Source organism: Pelosinus propionicus DSM 13327 (assembly GCF_900114615.1).
Lineage (GTDB): Bacteria > Bacillota > Negativicutes > DSM-13327 > DSM-13327 > Pelosinus > Pelosinus propionicus.
This window is the reverse complement of sequence record NZ_FOTS01000002.1, coordinates 155,115-174,626: the sequence shown is the minus strand read 5'-3', so window position 1 is coordinate 174,626 and position 19,512 is coordinate 155,115. Positions and strand designations below refer to the sequence as shown.

The 19,512-nt window shown below is 38.4% G+C and carries 19 protein-coding genes; 13 read left to right on the top strand and 6 right to left on the bottom strand.

Going from position 1 to position 19,512, the window contains the following annotated elements; genetic code table 11:
- The first annotated feature begins 316 nt into the window (after positions 1–316).
- The 13 genes from BMZ99_RS01850 to BMZ99_RS01790 all read left to right on the top strand — a co-directional run bounded on the left by BMZ99_RS01850 (position 317) and on the right by BMZ99_RS01790 (position 14,449).
- Positions 317–517: a 4Fe-4S binding protein gene (locus BMZ99_RS01850; protein ID WP_175490449.1), complete on the top strand. Its 201-nt coding sequence runs from the start codon at positions 317–319 to the stop codon at positions 515–517.
- Positions 514–1,662 carry a 2-oxoacid:acceptor oxidoreductase subunit alpha gene (locus BMZ99_RS01845; RefSeq protein WP_090932380.1) on the top strand — a complete coding sequence of 383 codons (1,149 nt, stop codon included), beginning with the start codon at positions 514–516 and terminating at the stop codon, positions 1,660–1,662. The genes BMZ99_RS01850 and BMZ99_RS01845 overlap by 4 nt, the downstream gene beginning before the upstream one ends.
- On the top strand, positions 1,659–2,474 hold the full coding sequence (locus tag BMZ99_RS01840) for a 2-oxoacid:ferredoxin oxidoreductase subunit beta (protein ID WP_090932378.1): 816 nt from the start codon (positions 1,659–1,661) through the stop codon (positions 2,472–2,474). Before BMZ99_RS01845 ends, BMZ99_RS01840 begins: the two co-directional genes overlap by 4 nt.
- A complete protein-coding gene (locus tag BMZ99_RS01835) occupies positions 2,471–2,995 on the top strand; it encodes a 2-oxoacid:acceptor oxidoreductase family protein (RefSeq protein ID WP_090932376.1) in 525 nt (174 codons plus the stop codon). Before BMZ99_RS01840 ends, BMZ99_RS01835 begins: the two co-directional genes overlap by 4 nt.
- Positions 2,996–3,242: 247 nt before the next feature.
- The gene (locus tag BMZ99_RS01830) at positions 3,243–4,679 is read left to right on the top strand and encodes an SLC13 family permease (RefSeq protein WP_090932374.1); all 1,437 of its coding nucleotides are present in this window, start codon (positions 3,243–3,245) and stop codon (positions 4,677–4,679) included.
- A 463-nt stretch (positions 4,680–5,142) separates the two neighbouring features.
- A complete protein-coding gene (locus BMZ99_RS01825) occupies positions 5,143–8,025 on the top strand; it encodes a sigma 54-interacting transcriptional regulator (RefSeq protein ID WP_090932372.1) in 2,883 nt (960 codons plus the stop codon).
- A gap of 71 nt (positions 8,026–8,096) precedes the next feature.
- Positions 8,097–8,546: a PTS sugar transporter subunit IIA gene (locus tag BMZ99_RS01820; protein WP_090932369.1), complete on the top strand. Its 450-nt coding sequence runs from the start codon at positions 8,097–8,099 to the stop codon at positions 8,544–8,546.
- A gap of 39 nt (positions 8,547–8,585) precedes the next feature.
- Positions 8,586–8,894 (top strand): PTS sugar transporter subunit IIB, encoded by a 309-nt coding sequence (locus tag BMZ99_RS01815; RefSeq protein ID WP_090932368.1) that lies wholly within the window; start codon positions 8,586–8,588, stop codon positions 8,892–8,894.
- Positions 8,895–8,923: 29 nt separating this feature from the next.
- Positions 8,924–10,345 (top strand): PTS galactitol transporter subunit IIC, encoded by a 1,422-nt coding sequence (locus tag BMZ99_RS01810; RefSeq protein WP_090932367.1) that lies wholly within the window; start codon positions 8,924–8,926, stop codon positions 10,343–10,345.
- Positions 10,346–10,372: 27 nt separating this feature from the next.
- On the top strand, positions 10,373–11,173 hold the full coding sequence (locus tag BMZ99_RS01805) for an HAD-IIA family hydrolase (protein ID WP_090932365.1): 801 nt from the start codon (positions 10,373–10,375) through the stop codon (positions 11,171–11,173).
- Positions 11,174–11,265: 92 nt separating this feature from the next.
- Positions 11,266–12,621: a sn-glycerol-1-phosphate dehydrogenase gene (locus tag BMZ99_RS01800; protein ID WP_090932363.1), complete on the top strand. Its 1,356-nt coding sequence runs from the start codon at positions 11,266–11,268 to the stop codon at positions 12,619–12,621.
- Positions 12,622–12,686: 65 nt separating this feature from the next.
- Positions 12,687–13,382 carry an L-ribulose-5-phosphate 4-epimerase gene (locus BMZ99_RS01795; RefSeq protein WP_090932361.1) on the top strand — a complete coding sequence of 232 codons (696 nt, stop codon included), beginning with the start codon at positions 12,687–12,689 and terminating at the stop codon, positions 13,380–13,382.
- A complete protein-coding gene (locus tag BMZ99_RS01790; protein WP_090932359.1) occupies positions 13,379–14,449 on the top strand; it encodes a 2-hydroxyacid dehydrogenase in 1,071 nt (356 codons plus the stop codon). Before BMZ99_RS01795 ends, BMZ99_RS01790 begins: the two co-directional genes overlap by 4 nt.
- A gap of 178 nt (positions 14,450–14,627) precedes the next feature.
- Here BMZ99_RS01790 and BMZ99_RS01785 read toward each other — a convergent pair whose 3' ends face one another.
- From BMZ99_RS01785 to BMZ99_RS01760, 6 genes are all read right to left on the bottom strand, one after another.
- Complete coding sequence (locus BMZ99_RS01785; RefSeq protein WP_090932357.1) at positions 14,628–14,816, bottom strand: hypothetical protein; 189 nt, start codon at positions 14,814–14,816, stop codon at positions 14,628–14,630.
- An 86-nt stretch (positions 14,817–14,902) separates the two neighbouring features.
- On the bottom strand, positions 14,903–15,646 hold the full coding sequence (locus BMZ99_RS01780) for an MBL fold metallo-hydrolase (protein ID WP_090932355.1): 744 nt from the start codon (positions 15,644–15,646) through the stop codon (positions 14,903–14,905).
- Positions 15,647–15,796: 150 nt separating this feature from the next.
- Positions 15,797–17,251: an amino acid permease gene (locus BMZ99_RS01775; RefSeq protein WP_090932353.1), complete on the bottom strand. Its 1,455-nt coding sequence runs from the start codon at positions 17,249–17,251 to the stop codon at positions 15,797–15,799.
- Positions 17,252–17,569: 318 nt separating this feature from the next.
- Positions 17,570–18,139 (bottom strand): DJ-1/PfpI family protein, encoded by a 570-nt coding sequence (locus tag BMZ99_RS01770; protein WP_090932351.1) that lies wholly within the window; start codon positions 18,137–18,139, stop codon positions 17,570–17,572.
- A gap of 80 nt (positions 18,140–18,219) precedes the next feature.
- Positions 18,220–19,170 (bottom strand): magnesium transporter CorA family protein, encoded by a 951-nt coding sequence (locus BMZ99_RS01765; protein ID WP_090932349.1) that lies wholly within the window; start codon positions 19,168–19,170, stop codon positions 18,220–18,222.
- Positions 19,171–19,182: 12 nt separating this feature from the next.
- Positions 19,183–19,485, bottom strand: coding sequence for a EutN/CcmL family microcompartment protein (locus tag BMZ99_RS01760; protein WP_090932347.1), 303 nt, complete (start codon positions 19,483–19,485; stop codon positions 19,183–19,185).
- Between the last annotated feature and the right edge of the window lie 27 nt (positions 19,486–19,512).

Below are 19,512 nucleotides of genomic sequence, written 5' to 3'. Positions count from 1 at the left end.
AAAGGAATACCCTGATCTTATTCACTGACCGCAGCCTCGCATAATAAGCATTCATCTGTGAAAGTCATTTTGCTGGATACCTTTCGCCCAGAGACGCAACATCTGTGTTAGCGGTATTTGATGAATAAGGCAGGCGTCAAGCTTTATAAGCAATAACCAAAAGGTTTCGCAAGGAGGATAAGACGTTACCTTTGCTAAATTCTCTTACAAATATTTTAGCATCAAGGGGTTCCTTTACGTGTTGAAAAAATAAAATAAGTTTTGTAAACAACGGCGGATTGTTGCTTACAAAACTTATTATACGAGGAGGACAGTTATGGGAATTGAAATCACAGTAGTTAAAGAGCGGTGTAAAGGCTGTAATATCTGTGTAGCTTTTTGCCCGAAGAAAATTCTAGCATTAGATACCCTGGGAAAAGTGTATGTAGTGGATGAAAAAGGCTGTATCAATTGTGGACAATGTGAACTTCGGTGTCCTGATTATGCAATTTATGTTGAAAAGAAGGTGGAAAAATGAGTGAAGCAAGATTAATGCAAGGCAATGAAGCTTGTGCAGAAGGTGCAATGGCTGCGGGTGTGAATTTTTTTGGGGGATATCCAATCACGCCTTCCACAGAGATTGCCGAAATCATGGCAAAAGAACTTCCAGCTCTAGGTGGTACTTTCATTCAAATGGAAGATGAAATCGCTGGGATTGCAGTCGTATTAGGTGCAGCGTTAGGTGGCAGAAAAGCCCTTACAGCGACTTCCGGACCAGGGTTTTCTCTCAAACAAGAATTAATTGGTTACGGCTGTATTGCAGAAATACCAATTGTCATCGCTAATGTCCAGCGGTTAGGCCCAGCGACAGGTCAGCCGACATCACCTGCACAAGGAGATGTGATGCAGGCTCGTTGGGGAACTCATGGTGATCATCCTATGATTGCGTTATCTCCTTGGAATGTTCGAGAATCGTTTGATGTGGCAGTAATGGCCGTAAATTATGCAGAGCGGTTTCGTACCCCTGTCATTATTTTGCTGGATGAAGTAGTAGGTCACATGCGAGAAAAAGTTGTATTGCCGAAAGCTGAAGATATAGAAATATATCCTCGCCGTAAGCCAAGTTGTACCAGAGAAGAGGGGTATAAACCATATACTCCGATGGCAGATCTAGTGCCAAACCCTGCAGATTTCGGAACTGGACATCATATTCATGTTACTGGACTTGTTCATGATGAAACTGGATTCCCAACTGGTAGCGCTCAAGTAACAGAGGATACCATTAAACGATTGCATGAAAAAATTTCTAGAGTTCAAGAGCAGATCACCCATTATGATGAATTTTTCATGGAAGATGCTGAATATGCAGTTTTGGCTTATGGTGGAACGGCTCGTACCGCCTATGCCGCTGTTGAACTTGCCCGGAAGCAAGGAATTAAAGTGGGGATGGTCCGCTTGATGACTATCTGGCCATTTGCAGATAAGATTGTAAAAAAAGTAGCGAAAAAAGTTAAAAAGATCCTCGTACCGGAAATGAACTATGGACAACTAGTCTTAGAAGTTGAACGTGCTGCTGCAGGACAAGCAACAGTAATTTCCCTTCCCAAATACAATACAGAAATATTTACGCCCCAGGAAATAAGCACAGCAATCGAAGAACTTGCAGCGGAGGTGGTAAAATGAGAAGCTATGAAAAATATTTCCGAATGAATCGACTGCCACATATTTGGTGCCCAGGCTGTGGTAATGGAATAATCATGAAGTCCATTGCAAAAGCTGCAGAACAATTAGGACTTGATCAAGATAATACAGTTATCGTATCTGGTATCGGCTGCTCATCCAGAGCTTCTGGTTATATGAATTTTGATACTTTGCATACAGCTCACGGAAGGGCAATTCCCTTTGCCACGGGCATTAAATTGGCAAATCCTAAACTGAAAGTCATTGTAATCACTGGTGATGGAGATTGTACAGCCATTGGCGGTAATCATTTTATTCACGGTGCCAGACGAAATATTGACTTAACGGTGGTATTGTTTAACAACAACATTTATGGCATGACTGGAGGGCAAGCCTCTCCTCTTACACCGACAGGCAAAAAGGCGACAACGGCTCCTTTCGGAAGCGTTGATACAGCCTTTGATCCCTGTAAACTTGCGAAAGCTGCTGGTGCTAGCTATATTGCTCGTGGCACTGCTTTTCATGCAAAACCCCTTGTAGACCTAATTGCCCAAGGGATATCGAATAATGGATTTTCCTTGGTTGAAGCCATTACCCAGTGTCCTATTTCCTATGGACGGAGAAATAAAATGGGTGATGCGGCAGGAATGCTGAAATGGATGAGTGAAAGCGCAGTTCCTTTAACTGCTTATGAAAAACTAGCGGAAGATCAAAAAGGTGATAAATTCCCAATCGGTATTTTATATCAAAAAACAGCCCCAGAATATAGCGCAGAATATGCTAAAGTCATTAAATTGGCCCAGGAGGGAAAATAATGCAACAACTACGATTATGCGGATCTGGTGGTCAAGGCGTAATTACTGCTGCGATCATTTTGGCAGAAGCAGCCATCATGGAAAATAAGGAATCAGTACAATCCCAGTCTTATGGACCAGAAGCACGAGGTGGTGCTTCTAAGGCGGAGGTTATTATATCTGAGCAGTTCATTTATCATCCTAAAGTAGTAAAGCCAGATGTGGTGTTAGCTCTGACCCAACAAGCGGCAGATAGATATTCATCCGATCTTTGTGGTAATGGTATCCTTATCATTGATGAGGATTTAGTACCTGAGTCTCCTATTCATCCTAGTATAGTCAAGGTACCCTTAACCCGGCTGGCTGTAGAGGAATTGGGAAAAGATTTGTTTACAAACATTGTTGCCTTAGGCCTTTTAGTGAAAGTAACTGGTGTAGTGTCTTTTGAAACGATTCAAAAGGCTGTTGCGAAAAGAGTACCAAAAGCTACTATCGAAAAAAATATGAAGGCTTTGCAAATTGGCTACGATTCTATTAAGTAATAGTGGCAGCAAGACCCCATAGAAAAGAAGCTTTGCTTTGAAAGTAGGACAAGTTAGCATTAAATTAAAAATACTTTCAAGGCAAAGTTATTTTTATATTTAAGTAATTTTCTTTCTGCAGAATGTTATAGTCGGAAATCACTAAATTTTCAGAGTTTGTTTCTGGTGCTTACAGTAAAGGGTTTTAGCAATCTTGTTTATAGATTAAGCAGAAGTGAAATTATTCATATGAGAGGAGACTTTATTTATGCATATAAGTTCTATAAAAAAAGTATCTTTTGAAGAATGGAAAAAAAGATTAGGGCTACCGGTAGCAATTTTGACGACCATTTTTGTCTTGATGCTACAAGCTCCTCCCCAATTATCCATTGTTGCTCATAAGGCATTAGCCTTATTTTCTGGGATATTCGTGTTATATCTGACGGAATCCATTCCACTACCCATTACCAGTTTAGCGATTGTTCCTCTAGCGGTATTGATGGGAATCGAAAAGCCAACCGGAGCATTGCTGGGATTTGCGTCTACTTCGGTTTATCTGATCGTCGGGGCCTTCGTTTTAGCAGCAGCTATGGTTAAATCAAAGCTTGCTGAAAGGATGACCTATAAAATCATGGAGGCAGTAGGGACTAGTAGTACGAGAATCACCCTTGGAATTGTCTTAGTTAATATTGTATTGGCTTTTTTGGTTCCGTCTTCAACGGCACGTACGGCAATTCTGCTGCCAGTTTGTATTGGTATCATTAATGTATTTGGTAAAGAAGGACGTACTAATTTTGCTGTTAATTTGCTGCTTACTTTAGCTTTTACCAACGCTACCATTAGTGCAGGGATTTTAACGGCGACAGTGCCTAATCCAGTTACGGTTGATTTTATCACTAAAATTAGCGGTCATGGGATCAATTTTGGAGAGTGGTTACTCTATGGTTTTCCCCCAGCTCTACTAATGACATTTTTTGCTTGGTGGGTCATCCAAAAGTATTATCCAGCGGAAATTGATAACTTACCTGGTGGTGAAATCTATGTAAAGGAAAAGCTAAAAGAGCTTGGTGCTATAACAAGTAATGAAATAAGAGCTTTAGTTGTATTCACGGTTGTTGTTGGTCTGTGGATAACTGGTGGAATAACAAAAATTGATACGACGATTGCCTGCTTGGTGGGAGTTACATTATTATTTCTGCCTAAAATTGGCTTCTTGACTTGGGAGGATGCCAACAAAGGAATTTCTTGGCAAATCATATTTGTCGCTGGTGGGGGAATTAGTTTAGGAGAAATGCTTATGAAAACTGGGGCGGCAAAGTGGTTGGCTGTAACCATATTTCACGGTTTAGGTTTATCAAGTTTCTCTGTGATTTTAATGCTGGTACTTATCATGTTTGTTATTCAATACATGCATATATTGTTTGTAGGAACAACTGCGATGGCAACAGCATTTTTACCTATCGTGATTGGTATGGCTCAGGTGGTGAATATAAATCCGATTATCTTTGCCTTGCCAGCAGGTATGATTATTGGTGGATATCCTCTGTTGATGTTCTACAACACTTTACCTAATATTCTTATCTATGGAACTGGGAAATTAAAAGTTGGAGATTTTCCTAAGGTTGGATTTATTATCTGTACTGTAGCATGTTTAGTGTATGGTTTGTGTGCAATGACTTATTGGAAGTGGCTTGGGCTATATTAAAATAGCCAGATTAGAACCTAACAACATCTGTTTTGTTGTTAGGTTCTAGGTCTAAGTTCCCTTTTTGGGAAGATAATATACTGGACTCATCTATAATAATGAGAAAAGTAAGTGGTGAGGTGAGCAGATCATATGGCACTTAACGCTGCTATTATAGCAGCGTGGGCTAAACTTTTGTTTCTATAATACAATCTTTTTGACTCATGGGAATCGTTATATAATGTGTTTGGGTAGTTTCTCAACCATTATCTGGAGATTCCGATGAGTTTTTATTTTTTGTATCCACTGGAATTTTCGTGTAGATTACCAATCTTCATTTGATATTGAAGATTGGTATAAAATATTCAGAAAATGGTGAAAAGTCACTTGGGTACAGAGAAAATACTGATTGCGGCGATCTGAAAAATCATTTTTTGTATGGCACGGGACTTGCGTATTATATAAGCAGAAGAGGGGTTTTGTAATGGATGTAAAGGATAAGATGTTAAGTATTATAAAAACGGAAAATGGAAAGGAACCATTTACAGATGCAAAATTAGGGAAAATGCTATCTACTACAAGGGAACAAATTACTATTTTACGCAAAGAATTAGGGATTGGCAATTCAAGAGAACGGCGACGACCTCATTTGAAAAAAGCGATGGAAAGAATCATAGCCCAAAATGGAAAGTTAAACATTGCTGAACTTACGAAGAAGCTAATGGAGTCTGGCTTTGATATATCCAGACATGTAGTAGAAGAATTCTTCAGTGAAGTAAATAGCAGTGAATTACAAGTACAAGAGGAGATCCACGTAATGCAAGATCCTTTTTCAAATTTGGTGGGCCATGATGGAAGCTTGGAACAAAGTATTACACAATCAAAATCAGCAATCTTATATCCTCCTTTCGGGTTATCTACGCTGATTATCGGGGAAAGCGGCGTTGGTAAAACGCAATTTGCTGAATGTATGTACCATTTTGCAAAGCAGCAGCAAATCATAGCTGACAATATACCATTTATCGTTTTCAACTGTGCCGATTACAGTGACAATCCCCAGCTTCTTTTGTCGCTATTATATGGCTACAAAAAGGGTGCTTTTACCGGTGCTGATAATGATACGGAGGGACTGGTAGAGCATGCTGATAACGGTATTTTATTTTTAGATGAAATCCATAGGCTGCCGCCGAAAGGTCAAGAAATTCTTTTTTCAATATTAGATCGGGGACAATTCAGAAGATTAGGTGAAACCAGAGATGAAAGAAAAGTAAAAATCCTCTTTATTGGTGCTACTACAGAAAATTTGGAATCAAGCTTACTGTTAAGTTTCAGAAGACGTATACCCATGATCATTTCGATTCCATCCCTGCATGAACGTGCTTTCGTTGAAAAAGTTGAGATTATCTATGAATTTCTCCAACAGGAATGCAATCGAATTCATGTGAAAATCTTCGTGCAGTCGAAAGTAATCGAAATTTTAACATTAAAGCGATTTAGCGGCAACATTGGTCAATTAAAAAGTACAATCCAAGTGGTTTGCGCTAGAGCCTTTATGAAAAACATAGGAAAGAATCAAGACATTATCAGTATCGGGTATGAGGATATATTAGAAACCAACAGCATTCAGCATGATTTTATTTTAGAAGATATTAATATTTTAGAAATCAGAAATTATATACAGGATATGTTGTTTATCCCCTTCCTTAGGAATCACGTGAATATAATGAAACGAAATCAAGATGGTGAAAGCCTGCTGCCGGAAGATTTTTATCGGCAGATTGAGAAGAAGTATTATGAATTAAGCAAACTGCATATCGATTTTTCAGAAGTAGAAGAAATATTATGGACTTTTATTATCAATAAATTTAGTAATCTTGAACCGAAATCTACAAGCCATCACAAATACTTCTCTTTAAATGAATTAGTAAATATCGTAGATAAAGACATAATTGATTTGGTGAAAAAAGTAAGGCTGCTATTGTTGAATGAACATATGCATAATGACATTAATGAAAATATCTTTATTTACTTAGCCATCCATCTGAATGAAACCATCAAACGAGTCCGATTGAAACAGCAAATTATTAACATCAATTTAGCAAAAATAAAAAAAGATTTTATTAAAGAATATGAAATTGCCATTCAAGTTGCTGCCTGGCTGCAGGAATTGAAAAAGGTAGAAATACCTGAAGATGAAATTGGCTTTATTGCCATGTATGTGAAAGCAGCTCTTCAAAAAAAACTGCCTCAAAACAGGGTAGGAGTTATTGTAGTATCACATGGGCGTATTGCTACGGAAATTATCAACGTAGTGAGAGCATTGCTGAATGTGAATTTTCCCATCGCTATCGATATGCCTTTAGATGAAAGTCCATCTGTAGTCTATGAAAAAATTATTGGGATTTCAAGAATTGTGGATGAGGAAAGAGGGATCTTGTTTTTAGTGGACATGGGTTCCCTTGTAGGCATTGGTAAGATGGTTACCGACAAGCTGGGGATACCAACTCAAACTCTCGACCGAGTAGATTTGCTTACGGTGATAGAAGCGGTGCGCAAGGCATCTATTCCTGAAAATAATTTGATGCAAATTTATTCTAGTTTAGTGAAGACACGCTATAACTATCCTTTATTGAGCATAGAAGAAACCAGCAAACCAATAGCATTGATTGCCTTGTGCCTTACTGGTGAAGGCACGGCGCAAAACATTAGGCAGGCAATTGAAAGGAAATATGCCAATGTCACCGTGTTTCAAATGGGTATTATGGATGAGCGCCTAAAAGAAAAAATAAAAGAGCTTCAGGAAAAATATAAAGTATTGGCGATCATAGGAACCATTAATCCGGAGATTGAAGGAATGAACTTTGTTGTATATGAACCTTACTTGCTTGATAGCGGTATTAAAGAGTTTGATATATTCTTAAATGCCGAAAGAACGAATGCATGGGTAGACTTCCCGACAGAAGATCTGCTTGTTTTTGAATCGGATATGAGTTCTCAAAAAGAATTGATCGATGTGATGTGCTTATTACTGATTAACAAAGGCTATGTAAAAAAAGAATTTTTGGAATCTGTCGTGCAGCGTGAAGAGATGTCACCTACCTTTCTGAAAGGGGGAATTGCTGTTCCTCATGGTGACTCCCATGTCGTTATGAAATCGGCGATTGTGGTTGCTAAATTAAAAGAGCCGATTCAGTGGGGCAGAGGTTATGTAAATGTTGTATGCTTACCTGCATTTAAAATTAATGATAAAAAAATTGTAAAGAGTCTTTTAAAACCTTTTTTAAATCTAGGATTTATTGAGAAATGGAAAGAGGTAAGGGATATGAATCAATTTAAAGAAATGCTTTATGAAAAGATGAAGGAATAAAAGAAAAAGTGGTATGCATTCTGATTTTTGTTAAACATATTGATATTTAATTTAAGGAGTGGTTATACATTATGCTGGATTTGGATTTAGTTATATTACATATGGAAGCAGAAACTTCAAATGAGATTATTCAGAACTTGGGGGCTTTAATGTTCGCCAAAGGCTATGTTAGGGATAGTTATATTAAAGCGGTATTAGAAAGAGAAAGAAATCTTCCTACTGGACTTCCTATAGGTGATTTTTGTGTAGCGATTCCTCATACGGATTCGGGTCATGTCAATCGGTCGACTATTGCTATAACAACACTGAAAAAACCAACTATATTTCATTCGATGGTAAATCCAGAAGAAATATTAAATGTAGAAGTCGTATTTTTATTAGCTGTGAAAGATCCTAACTTGCAAATTCAATTATTAAAGAATCTAATGTCTGTCTTTCAGAATAAAGAGCTGCTGATTAAAGTTCGTGATGCCAGCTCCAAAGAGGAGATTTCGGAGTTATTAAGTTGCCTGGACCAATAAGGCAATGTAATAAAGTAAGAGTGAGAAGGGAGAAATGAAATGAGAAAGTTTAATGTACTATCAGTGTGTGGTTCTGGTACAGTTACTTCATCAATGATCGCTGAGAAACTAAAGGAAGCAATGGAGGAGCAAGGAATTAAAATTACGGCGACAGAGGCAAAGCCAACGGAAGCACTGCAATTATCCGAAGGTGGTAATTATGATTTTATCACCCATACAAGTCCGCTGCCAAAGGGTAACTATCCTGTACCTACTATTGATGCCGTCGGTTTTTTGACTGGCTTTGGCGAGGAAGAATTTTTGGAAGAGGTTGTACGCGTCATTAAAGAAATCGAAAGTAAATACTGAACTAAATAAACTTAAAGGGGGAAATCAATATGTTTTTTGAAACATTAAAAGAGGTTTTTCAGACTTTTGGATCGCCTGTATTTGTCCCAGTTATCATTTTTATTATTTCAAAGATATTAAAAGTGAATAATAAAAAAGCTTTCTTCGCTGCCTTATATGCTGGAGTTGGATTAGAAGGTTTTACACTTCTGTTGAATGCATTTACGCCGATTATTACACCCGTCGTTAAAAGCATGGTAGAAAATACGGGGATTCAACTTCCTGCATTTGATGTAGGCTGGCAGGCCACCGCATTGGTAGCTTACTCTACAGAAGCCGGTATGATCTTCTTAGGAGTTGGATTATTAGTACAGACAGTATTGTTTCTGACCAGATGGACTGATGTATTTCAGCCTGGTGACTTATGGAATAACTACTCCTATATGGTATGGGGTTCAATGATCTATATGGCAACTAAAAATATGATCCTATCCTTAGGATGTATGATTTTATTAAATATGTATAGTCTGCTCATCGCGGAGCTCATTGCCAAGCGCTGGTCAACCTATTATAAGTACCCTAATTGTACCATTATTGCTATGCATAATATTGAAGCGGCATTGTTCACGGTAGCCTTTGATCCGATATTAAACGCTTTTGGTTTGAATAAAATTAAATTGAGTCCTGAGGAGCTGCAAAAAAAATTAGGTTTTTTTGGTGAACCTGTCTCCCTTGGTTTACTGCTAGGTATCTTTATCGGCATCATGGGGAATTTCAAAGCCTTAGGTACATTAGCAGCATGGGGGCAGGTTGCGACAATGGGGATTGCTACAAGTGCGATCATGGCGATCTTTCCTCGAGTTGCAGGCTTATTTGCCCAAGCCTTTCTGCCAATAACGGATGCTGCTAAAAAGTCCGTTAAGAACGGCAGTAAATCACGGAAATGGTATCTTGGCGTAAACGATGCGACTGGTTATGGCGAACCAGCGACTTTAATTTCCGGTATCATTCTCATTCCCATTATGGTCTTTATGGCCCTCGCTTTACCAGGTAATCAAGTATTGCCCGTCGTTGATTTATTAGCATTGCCTTTCATGGTACAAGGGATTGTACCTCTGGTAAACGGTAATATTTTCAAAGTTCTAATTACAGGTACCATCTGGTTTAGTGCTGGTTTGTATATGTGTACCTATACAGCGCCCATGTTCACTGATATTTGTGCATCCGTAGGCGTTCATTTACCAGTAGGTGCTTTATTGATTACCAGCTTTAATATCTTAGGAAAACCGTTGATGGGTTTAGTCTTTTTAGCTTTCCTCAGTCAATCCCCAGTATTAATTGGTATTGCAGTAGCAGTCTATCTGATCTTGTATGTCTTGTTCAGAAAGAACAAAGAGGCTGTGTATGATTATTTAGATCAAAGTGCCCTGAAAAATACAGCAGAAGAGGCAAAATCAGAAATAACTGCATAATACATAAAGGCAGAGAGGAGATGCAGGGTGGATAACTTACAGGTATTAAAACAGATAAAGTGCTTTATTCTTGATTTAGATGGAACGGTTTACTTAGGAAAAAAAGTGTTGGATGGTTCAATGGATTTTTTAGAAATCTTAGGAGAAAAAAACATACAGTTCAAGTTTTTTACCAATAACTCATCTAAAAATGCAAAATTTTATGTGAAGAAGATAAGAAATATGGGATATGATGCAAAAGATGACATGATGTTGATTTCCAATCAAGTTATCATCAATCATATACAAAATACAATGCAGGATAAAAAAATCTTTGTCCTGGGTAATGAATATTTAAAGAGTGATTTTATTTACGCTGATATTAATGTAGTAGAAGAGGATCCTGATGTTGTTGTGGTTGGTTTTGATACATCCTTAGCCTATGAGAATGTCTCGAAAGCTTGCAGATTTATTAGAAATGGTGCGATTTTTCTAGGGGTACATCCGGATTTTAATTGCCCGATTGAAAATGGTTTTATTCCGGACTGCGGGTCAATTTGTGCGATGATTACGGCATCTACGGGAGTAAAACCAGAGTATTTTGGCAAACCGTCCATTCACACTTTGCAGTATATTTTAAATAAAACTGGACTTAAGGCAGAGGAGATTGCTTTTGTTGGCGATCGATTGTATACCGATATTGCTATCGGTCAAGGCAATGATGCGATTACAATTTTAGTCTTGTCCGGAGAAACGAAGTTAGAAGATTTACAAGGATCAAAGATACAGCCAACCCTGATTTTTGACTCACTCAAAGAAGTAAAGAACGCTTTGCAAAAAGTATGCTAAATGTAAAGAAGTGCTGCAAGAAGCGCCAGCGAGCTCCTTGCAGCAGCCTTTTATACAAATTATATAAATAAGAATATGGGGTGGTTAGTGATATGAATGAATTATTGCAGAAAAATCTGCAAGAGTTGGCAGGTTTGAAATTTGTGTGCTCCTGCGGAAAAAAACATAGTATTGATATTAACGATGTTCGCCTTGGTAATCACATCCTTACAGATATTACAGATTCTTTGCAGTCTTTTCCAAAGGGTACATTGCTGCTGGTTGCAGATTGCAATACTTTTGAGGCAGGAGGAAGAGAGGTTGAAGACATTCTTAGCAAGAACTTTAAAATAGAAAAACTGATTTATTCCAATCCTCATCTCCATCCGGATGAAGTGTCCGTTGAGCAGCTGCGATCAGCCATGAATCCAGATATTACAGGAATTATCGTTGTGGGTTCGGGAACATTGAATGATATTACCCGCTATGTCAGTTTTGAAACAAAAGTCCCCTATCTTGTAGTGTGTACTGCGCCTTCTATGGATGGATATGCTTCTATGGTGTCACCGATGATTACCAAAGGCGTTAAGGTGACCTATAATGCAGTGTATCCATATTCGATTATTGCAGAACTTAGCATTATGAAAGAGGCACCATTTCATATGATTCATGCAGGGCTGGGTGATATTGTAGGGAAATACAGCGCTCTGGCAGATTGGAAATTAGCCAATATTCTTCATGATGAATATTATTGTGAGATTACAGCTCAGCTAGTAGAAAAGGCTGTTGAACAGTGTGTTTCTAGTGCTCCTGGTATTATGGCAAGGTCAGTAGAATCCATTCGCAGCATCATTGAAGGTCTAATTTTATCTGGTATGTGCATCGGTATGACAGGAAGCTCCCGACCCGCTTCAGGTGAAGAACATCTCTTATCTCATACCTGGGAGATGTTGGGGCTCATTCGAAGGCAGGAAACCCACTTACATGGCAATCAAGTTGGGATTGGAACGGAAATTATCCTGCATGTATACCAATTTTTACTACAGCTGGATATACATAAAGTATATGCGGACGGCAAATTCAGATCGTTTACACGAGAGAAATGGGAGAGGCATATAAAACAATTATTTGGTGATGTTGCACCTCAAATTATCAAGCAGAAGGAACCTTATGTGAACTTTAGTGAAACGGATCGCGAAGAAGCTGCCAAACATATTGTAGACAAATGGGAAGAGATGAAAGAACATGTTTTCTTAAAAATGCCTTCCCCATCTTCTTACCGTAAAATGATGGAAGAAGCTGGATCACATCTGGGGCCGTTGGATCTAAAACTGGACCGAGAATCCTTCCGTTTGAGTTTGATTACCGCTAAGGAAATTCGTCAGCGATTCGGCGTAATGCAAATGCTGGACGATTTGGGACTGTTAGAAGAAGTGGCAGAAATGATAACTGCTAAGTACTATTTATAATCTTTTGCAGGTAAATCTTCTTGAGGGAGAAATTCTTTATGCTAAAAGAAAGGAGAGGTTTTTAGTTGCTGGAGGAACTTAAGGAACAAGTATGGGAAGCTAATTTAGAGCTGCAAAAAAGAGGGCTCGTCTTATATACTTGGGGTAATGCAAGCGGTTTTGACAAGGAAAGTGGATTGGTTGTCATTAAACCCAGCGGTGTTGAGTATGAAAAATTAGAACCCAAGGATATGGTTGTATTGGATTTAGCAGGGAATCAAGTAGAAGGTCAGTTTCGCCCTTCATCCGATACTCCTACTCATTTAGTACTATACCGAGAATTTACTGGTATCGGAGGAATTGTACATACTCATTCTACTTACGCCACGATTTGGTCTCAAGCCAATAAAAGCATTCCTACATTTGGCACGACTCATGCAGATTATTTTTATGGTGAGGTTCCATGTACTCGTAAATTAAAATCAGCAGAAGTCGAAGGAAGGTATGAAGATGAAACCGGAAACGTCATTGTGGAGACGATGAAGGGAAGAGTTCCTCTTCATGTTCCGGGAATTTTAGTAGCGAACCATGGCCCGTTTTCCTGGGGGAAAGATGCTCATGAAGCGGTTTATCATGGTGTAGTATTAGAGGAGCTTGCTAAAATGGCTCTTCATACTTGCATCTTAAATAAAGAAATTGAGGCAATTGATCAAGTGCTGCTTGATAAGCACTTTTTAAGAAAACATGGAAAAAACGCCTATTATGGGCAAGGAACATTATGAAAATCCTAGTAGTAGGAGATACCTTAGTTAGTGCTGACTATATGGAGGATCAAGCGAAACGATTACTTCCAGGCATTGATAAAGAAATTGTAAAATTTGATTGGGAAGTAACGACAAAAGAAGAATTTCAGAAAATCATTTTTGATTTAGAAAAAAATGGACCTGAAGCGAGAGTATTACCCAATCCCATTATAAAAGAATTAGAAAGAGCAGAAGTCTTTCTTGGTCACTTTGCTCCCTTGTCAGAAGAGATATTGGATCATGCAAGAAATTTGAAACTGATTGGTACATGTCGGGGCGGGATAGAGCATATTGATATAGAAGCAGCAACAAAGAAAAATATACCTGTGATTCACGTTATTCGCAATGCAGAACCCGTAGCAGAGTTTACCCTTAGCCTAATCTTAAATGAATCCAGAAACATAACACGGAGTCATGAAGCCATAAAAAAAGGACTATGGCTTAAGACCTTTCCAAATAGTGAATTTACTACTGTTCTTTCAGAAAAGAAGATCGGTTTATTAGGATTAGGTGCTATTGGAAAGTTAGTGGCGAAAAAGATGGGTAATCTAGGGGTTCAAGTGATTGCCTACGATCCTTATCTTACGAAAGAAAGTTTGGAGCAAGAAGGCATTCAGATTGACTTCGTTTCGATTAAAGAGCTATTTCAGAAAGCGGACATTGTATCATTGCATACACGCTTAACGAAGGAAACCCAAAACATGGTGAACTTAGAATTACTTTCTCTCATGAAGCCAAGTGCTTATCTGATTAATACAGCACGAGCTGGAATTATAGATGAAGATGCGATTATCAAGATCCTGCAAGAAAAGAAAATTGCTGGTGCAGCATTAGACGTCTTCTGGCAGGAACCCATCCCTAAGGATCATCCTCTTTTAAAGCTGGAAAACGTAACGTTAACCTCTCATATAGCCGGAGATACCGTCGATGCCATACCTAAGGCTCCCAAGTTATTAGTCAATGAGATGATTGCATTCTTAGATCATGGAAAAAGCGATATGGTAGTAAATTATGATCGTATCAATTGGAGAGGCTGGATGCCTTGAACCACAAAGAGGAGAATCCGAATTTCTCTGTGGACCTCTGTGTCCTTTGTGTCGTTTTGTCATTGCGAACAGAGTGAAGCAATCTCTAAGCAGGGCCGCAACGACAGATTAGTGTTACTTTAATAAACTAGGTGCGAAGAATCATTCTTCGCACCTAGTTTCGTCATTCTAGCATTCTTTATATTTGTTCTCCGCGGTCATAGGTATAATCAAACTCTACATTAGATATATTGTTTGATACGATAGGATCTCTTACTGGATCGGGTAATAAGGTATAATCCTTTTGAGAGTAGGATTTCATAAATCGAGGCTTTTGTTCGAAAAAGCCTCTTTTGTTAGGAGCATAGGCAGGCTTGTTTTTTTTCATAATAAATACTATACCTCCTTGATAATTACGTGTTTATCTGAAAAAATTAGTCTTCATTATGAGTAGTGTTCCACGTAATAAGAGAACTATTTATCCGATGAAAAAATGATTTCTTGCCCTTTGTGACTAATTTGGGTCGTAGTGATTCCTAATTGTTTAGCTCTTTGGGTAAAATCTTTACTGGCATCATAGTCGTTGCCAAAATGCATAGGCAGCAATAGTTTAGGCTTGACCTTTCCGGCAAAATATTCTGCTCCCAGGCAATATGCTTCTTCTAGACGGCGATCTACTGGGAAGAAAGCAACATCTACTTTCTTTCCTTCTATTCGCATCATTTCTGCCTTGAAGATTTTCTCAGCATAATCTCGTTCTTCTTTTGTTTCTCCTGACCAATGCCACCAGTTCAAGTCTCCTGCATGGAAAATAGATATACCATCTGCCTGAATGAGAAAGGAAATACCTTGATCTGTGGAGCCAAAGGTTTCAATAGCGATATTATCGACTGTCAGTTGTTCATATGCAGAAACGCTATGAAGATGCTGACTTTTACTTTTAGCCTGTATATCACTGCTGAGTATGTAATGAATATTAGGGTTATCTTTTTCCCATTTTAGTATCGTTGGGTCAAAGTGATCGGCATGGGCATGAGAAGAAAACACCATTACATTTTTTTTGTTCTTTAGAAATTCACCGGTAACCACTCCATCAGCGAGACTGCGATTATTAGCAGCAAAAGGCTGATAATAATCGAAAATAATAAAATGATTTGCCGTTTCTACAGCATAGCCACTATGGAACAAGTACGTAATTTTTGCTTTCGAAGGATTCATTTTATTCACCCCATACTATTTTTAATGAATTACTTTTTAAAAAGTAATTTTAAAGAGCATACATCTATTTTTAAAACCATTATAGCATTAGTTCAGATATTTTAAAAATAAAGAAGCTGTTATGAAAAAATCATAACAGCTTCTTCATTTTTAGTTTGAAATTGTATTACTATCTTTCCGATTGCTCCATTTAGCGATTGAAGGCAGTATGAGCCCTAAACCTAAAAGGACAAAAGGGGTTAATAAATTAAGTGTCAATTGAAAATACCATTGTGAAGTATAAAGCTGTACGCCTTTCGGGAACATGCCCATGATGCATGCGAAAGCGGTAAAGAGGAAACACCACAAACCAATCGTTTTTGCTGCGAATGAATTCTCTACAAATTTATAATCGGAAGAAAATTGACCGATAAGGCGACGAACTGCTATATATGCAGCGAATACCCATAGATAGCGAAGCGGCATTACGATTGAGTTTAAATCGAGTAACCAATTATATAAATCATTCATATTGCCAATGCCCAACGCAGGAATGATAATAATGATGCCGACTAATACTGCAGTCATTTTATAGCCATTAATTGGTGCCCCGTATTCATTAGTTTTGCTTAATGCATTAGGAATGTATTTGGAATCGGTTTCGGCCAACAATACTTTAAGAGGTGCATCAATGGAAAATATCAATGCAGAGGTATGGGTAAGAAAGTTTGTGATTGCATATAAGACAAGGAATAAGTTGCCAACGCCATAATATTCTCCTAATAGTTTGAAAGCATAATATGGACCATTCATTTTTAAATCTTTTGGAATATTATTAGAATCAAACATCATACCCATAGCAAGCGAGCCTAAAAGCGCTGAGAGAGCAACCAAAACTGCCATTATAATCATGGCTCTAGGAAACTCCTTGCTTGCATTGAAGGTATTCCTTACATAAGGCGAGATCTTTTCACATCCGCCAACTGCAAAAACCAGCATGGAGATAGTGGTAAAATAGGTAAAGTCGAAATTCGGGATAAAGGTATGTAAGCTTAAATCAGTGGTTGCTATGGAAACTCCTCTAAGAGAAGGGGCTGCCAGCATTAAGAGTACATACATAAATGACATGACTAACATTGAAGTACCAGCAACCATGCCTATGCGTTTTAAGGATGTAATACCTCGAGAGGCAATCCACATAAAAAAGAGGAATAATACCAATGTTGTAAGCTGTAATACCATAGGAGTGAATGTTTTAATAAAAGTGCCGTTTTGATATACACTCCAGCCTAGGGCAATTAAAATTTGCTGTGGCTTTTGAGCAAGATAGGGAACATGTACTACCCAATAGGTCCAGCCGGCTAAATAGGCAAGCAATGGTCCCATCGTAGAAGCTACCCAGGTACTAACACCTGCTTTACCTTCTTGAAATGTCGAACCCATTTCTCCTACCATGAGTACGTACGGAACAAAATAAAGTGAAATAATGAGTATCCATGAAACGATTACTGTGAGTCCTTGGTTGGCATAGTTATTAACCACATTGCCGAAACCCCACACCATAACAAATACCATGAGTGCAAGATTATACCATCGAAGTTTTTTTGCATCATCTTGGGTCGTCATATATAATCTCTCCTTTCGAATTGTCTTCTCACAGAAGACAATTTATTCTATCATTCTTTTTGAAAGGAGGCAATCAGGCTTATAAGCTAAACTAATAATACTTCAATTGATTCAACCTCTGGAAGGAAGCTTAAGTTCATTGCTGTAAAACAGTTTTTACAAAAAAGAATTTTAAAAAGATCGATTAAGGTAATAATTTCACTTATAGTACACTGTGAATGGAAAATACGTCCTCTATGTGGACGTATTTTAGTAGATAAAAATATGAAATATTTAAAAATAAAAGGTATCAGCATAGCACTGATACCTTTAACTGAATTAAATTGTAATCTGAGCACCTAATAAGTCAACAAAAGCTTTGAGCCAAGCAGGATGATTCGGCCAAGCTTGAGCTGTGACTAATTTTCCGCAGGTGACAACGGGCTGATCCTGCCAAGCGGCTCCTGCCAAACGGCATTCTGCAGAGCAGGCGGGGTAAGAGGTAACACTGCGATTCGATAACACATCAGCCGCAGCGAGGAGCTGTGTACCGTGGCAAACAGCGGCAACTGGCTTATCTGCTGTGAAAAATGCTTGCACAATAGCAATACTTTCATCATACATTCTAATATATTCAGGGGCCCGTCCGCCTGGAATGACAAGACCTATATAATCATCAGGATTTACATCGGCGGCTGCTATATCCACGGGGATACGATGACCAGTTAATTCGATATAGGTATCTAGATTTACAAAATCATGTACGACTAACTGTAAGGTATCGCCTGCTTTTTTGTTTGGAGCGGCGACATCTACTTGATAGCCTAGCATCATTAATGCCTGCTGAGGTACTTTCACTTCATAGTCTTCTGCACAGTCACCCGTTAACAATAAGATCTTTTTTGTCATGATTGTAAAACCTCCTTTTTAATTACCACAGGATTTCTAGATCATAAGCTATCTTTCCTGCAAATACCATCGATAAATGATTAAAGTATTCCTTTTTTTCTAAGATAAAGACCAGCACAGCAGCTTGTAGTTAGAGCAAGAAGCAAAACAAGCCAGAAACCTATTGCAGTATCATTTCCGGGTACAGGAAGAGTCATACTCCAGAAGCTTGAAATCATTGTTGGAATGGAGATCAATATGGTTGCGGAAGCCAGGAATTTCATAATATGATTTAGATTGTTATTAATAACGGAAGAAAAGGCATCCATCATACTGCTTAGAATTTCACTATAGGTCTGCACAAGTTCTAATGCCCGTTTATTTTCAATAATAACACTCTCTAAAACATCTTCATCCTCTTCATGCATTTGAAGTAAATGGCGCATCTGTGGGTCTGAGCGCATCCGAAGTATTGTTTCAGCCACAATTACATTACCGCGCAAGGCAGCAGTAAAATAGGTGAGCCCTTTTTCTAGATCAAGGAGTTGAAATACTTCTTCATTTGTTGTTGATTTACGTAGATGAAGTTCAATTTCATCCGTTCGTCTGCGGATTTGGCGTATGTACTTTAAAAATACCGTATCTGCATGATACAAGATTTGAAAGAAAAATTGGGTTCTCCTGGCAGTATCAAATAAGAAACGGCTGCGCTCATTATAATCTGGGAGCACTTGTACTAACGTATCACTGATAGTGATCGTTGTATAGGGGGTAAGAATAATGCTAAGAGGGGACGTTTCATAACGATCCTCTCCTAGGGAAAGAGGTACGTGAATAATAGCAAGAATACAATTTTGTCCTAATATGATTCTAGGACAGTCATCCTCGTCGATTGCAAATCGAAAAAAGTATTCGGGAATTTGAGCTGCAGCTGACAGTTGTAGGATTTCTTCTGCTGTTGGGTCGATGAGCTTTATCCAAACTCCCTTTTCAGAAGGGTCCCATGGAACTTCCTGGAGCTTGTCTTGCAATGTTCTGTAGGTTGTCAGCATATTTTTCTCCTATTAGCCTTTTTGCACCCAATATTGTGCTTTAGAAATACCTTCTAAATCGATATTTTCTACAATTCCGACAATGGCTGCATCAACTGCACTATTGTCGTTGTTCATTACCCGGCGTGCAGAGCTTCCAGTGGATACTAATACTGTATCACTATTGCCAGCTCCCACAGTATCGACTGCAACTTGCAGGCTGATGGTGTTCATTCCGTCTAAATTTAAGGGTTGAACCACTAACAATTTATTACCAACTAAACTTTCATTTTTGGTTGGGGCTACAACAGTTCCTACCACTTTGCCAAGCCACATAAAATTTCCTCCCAGTCCTTTTTCGAT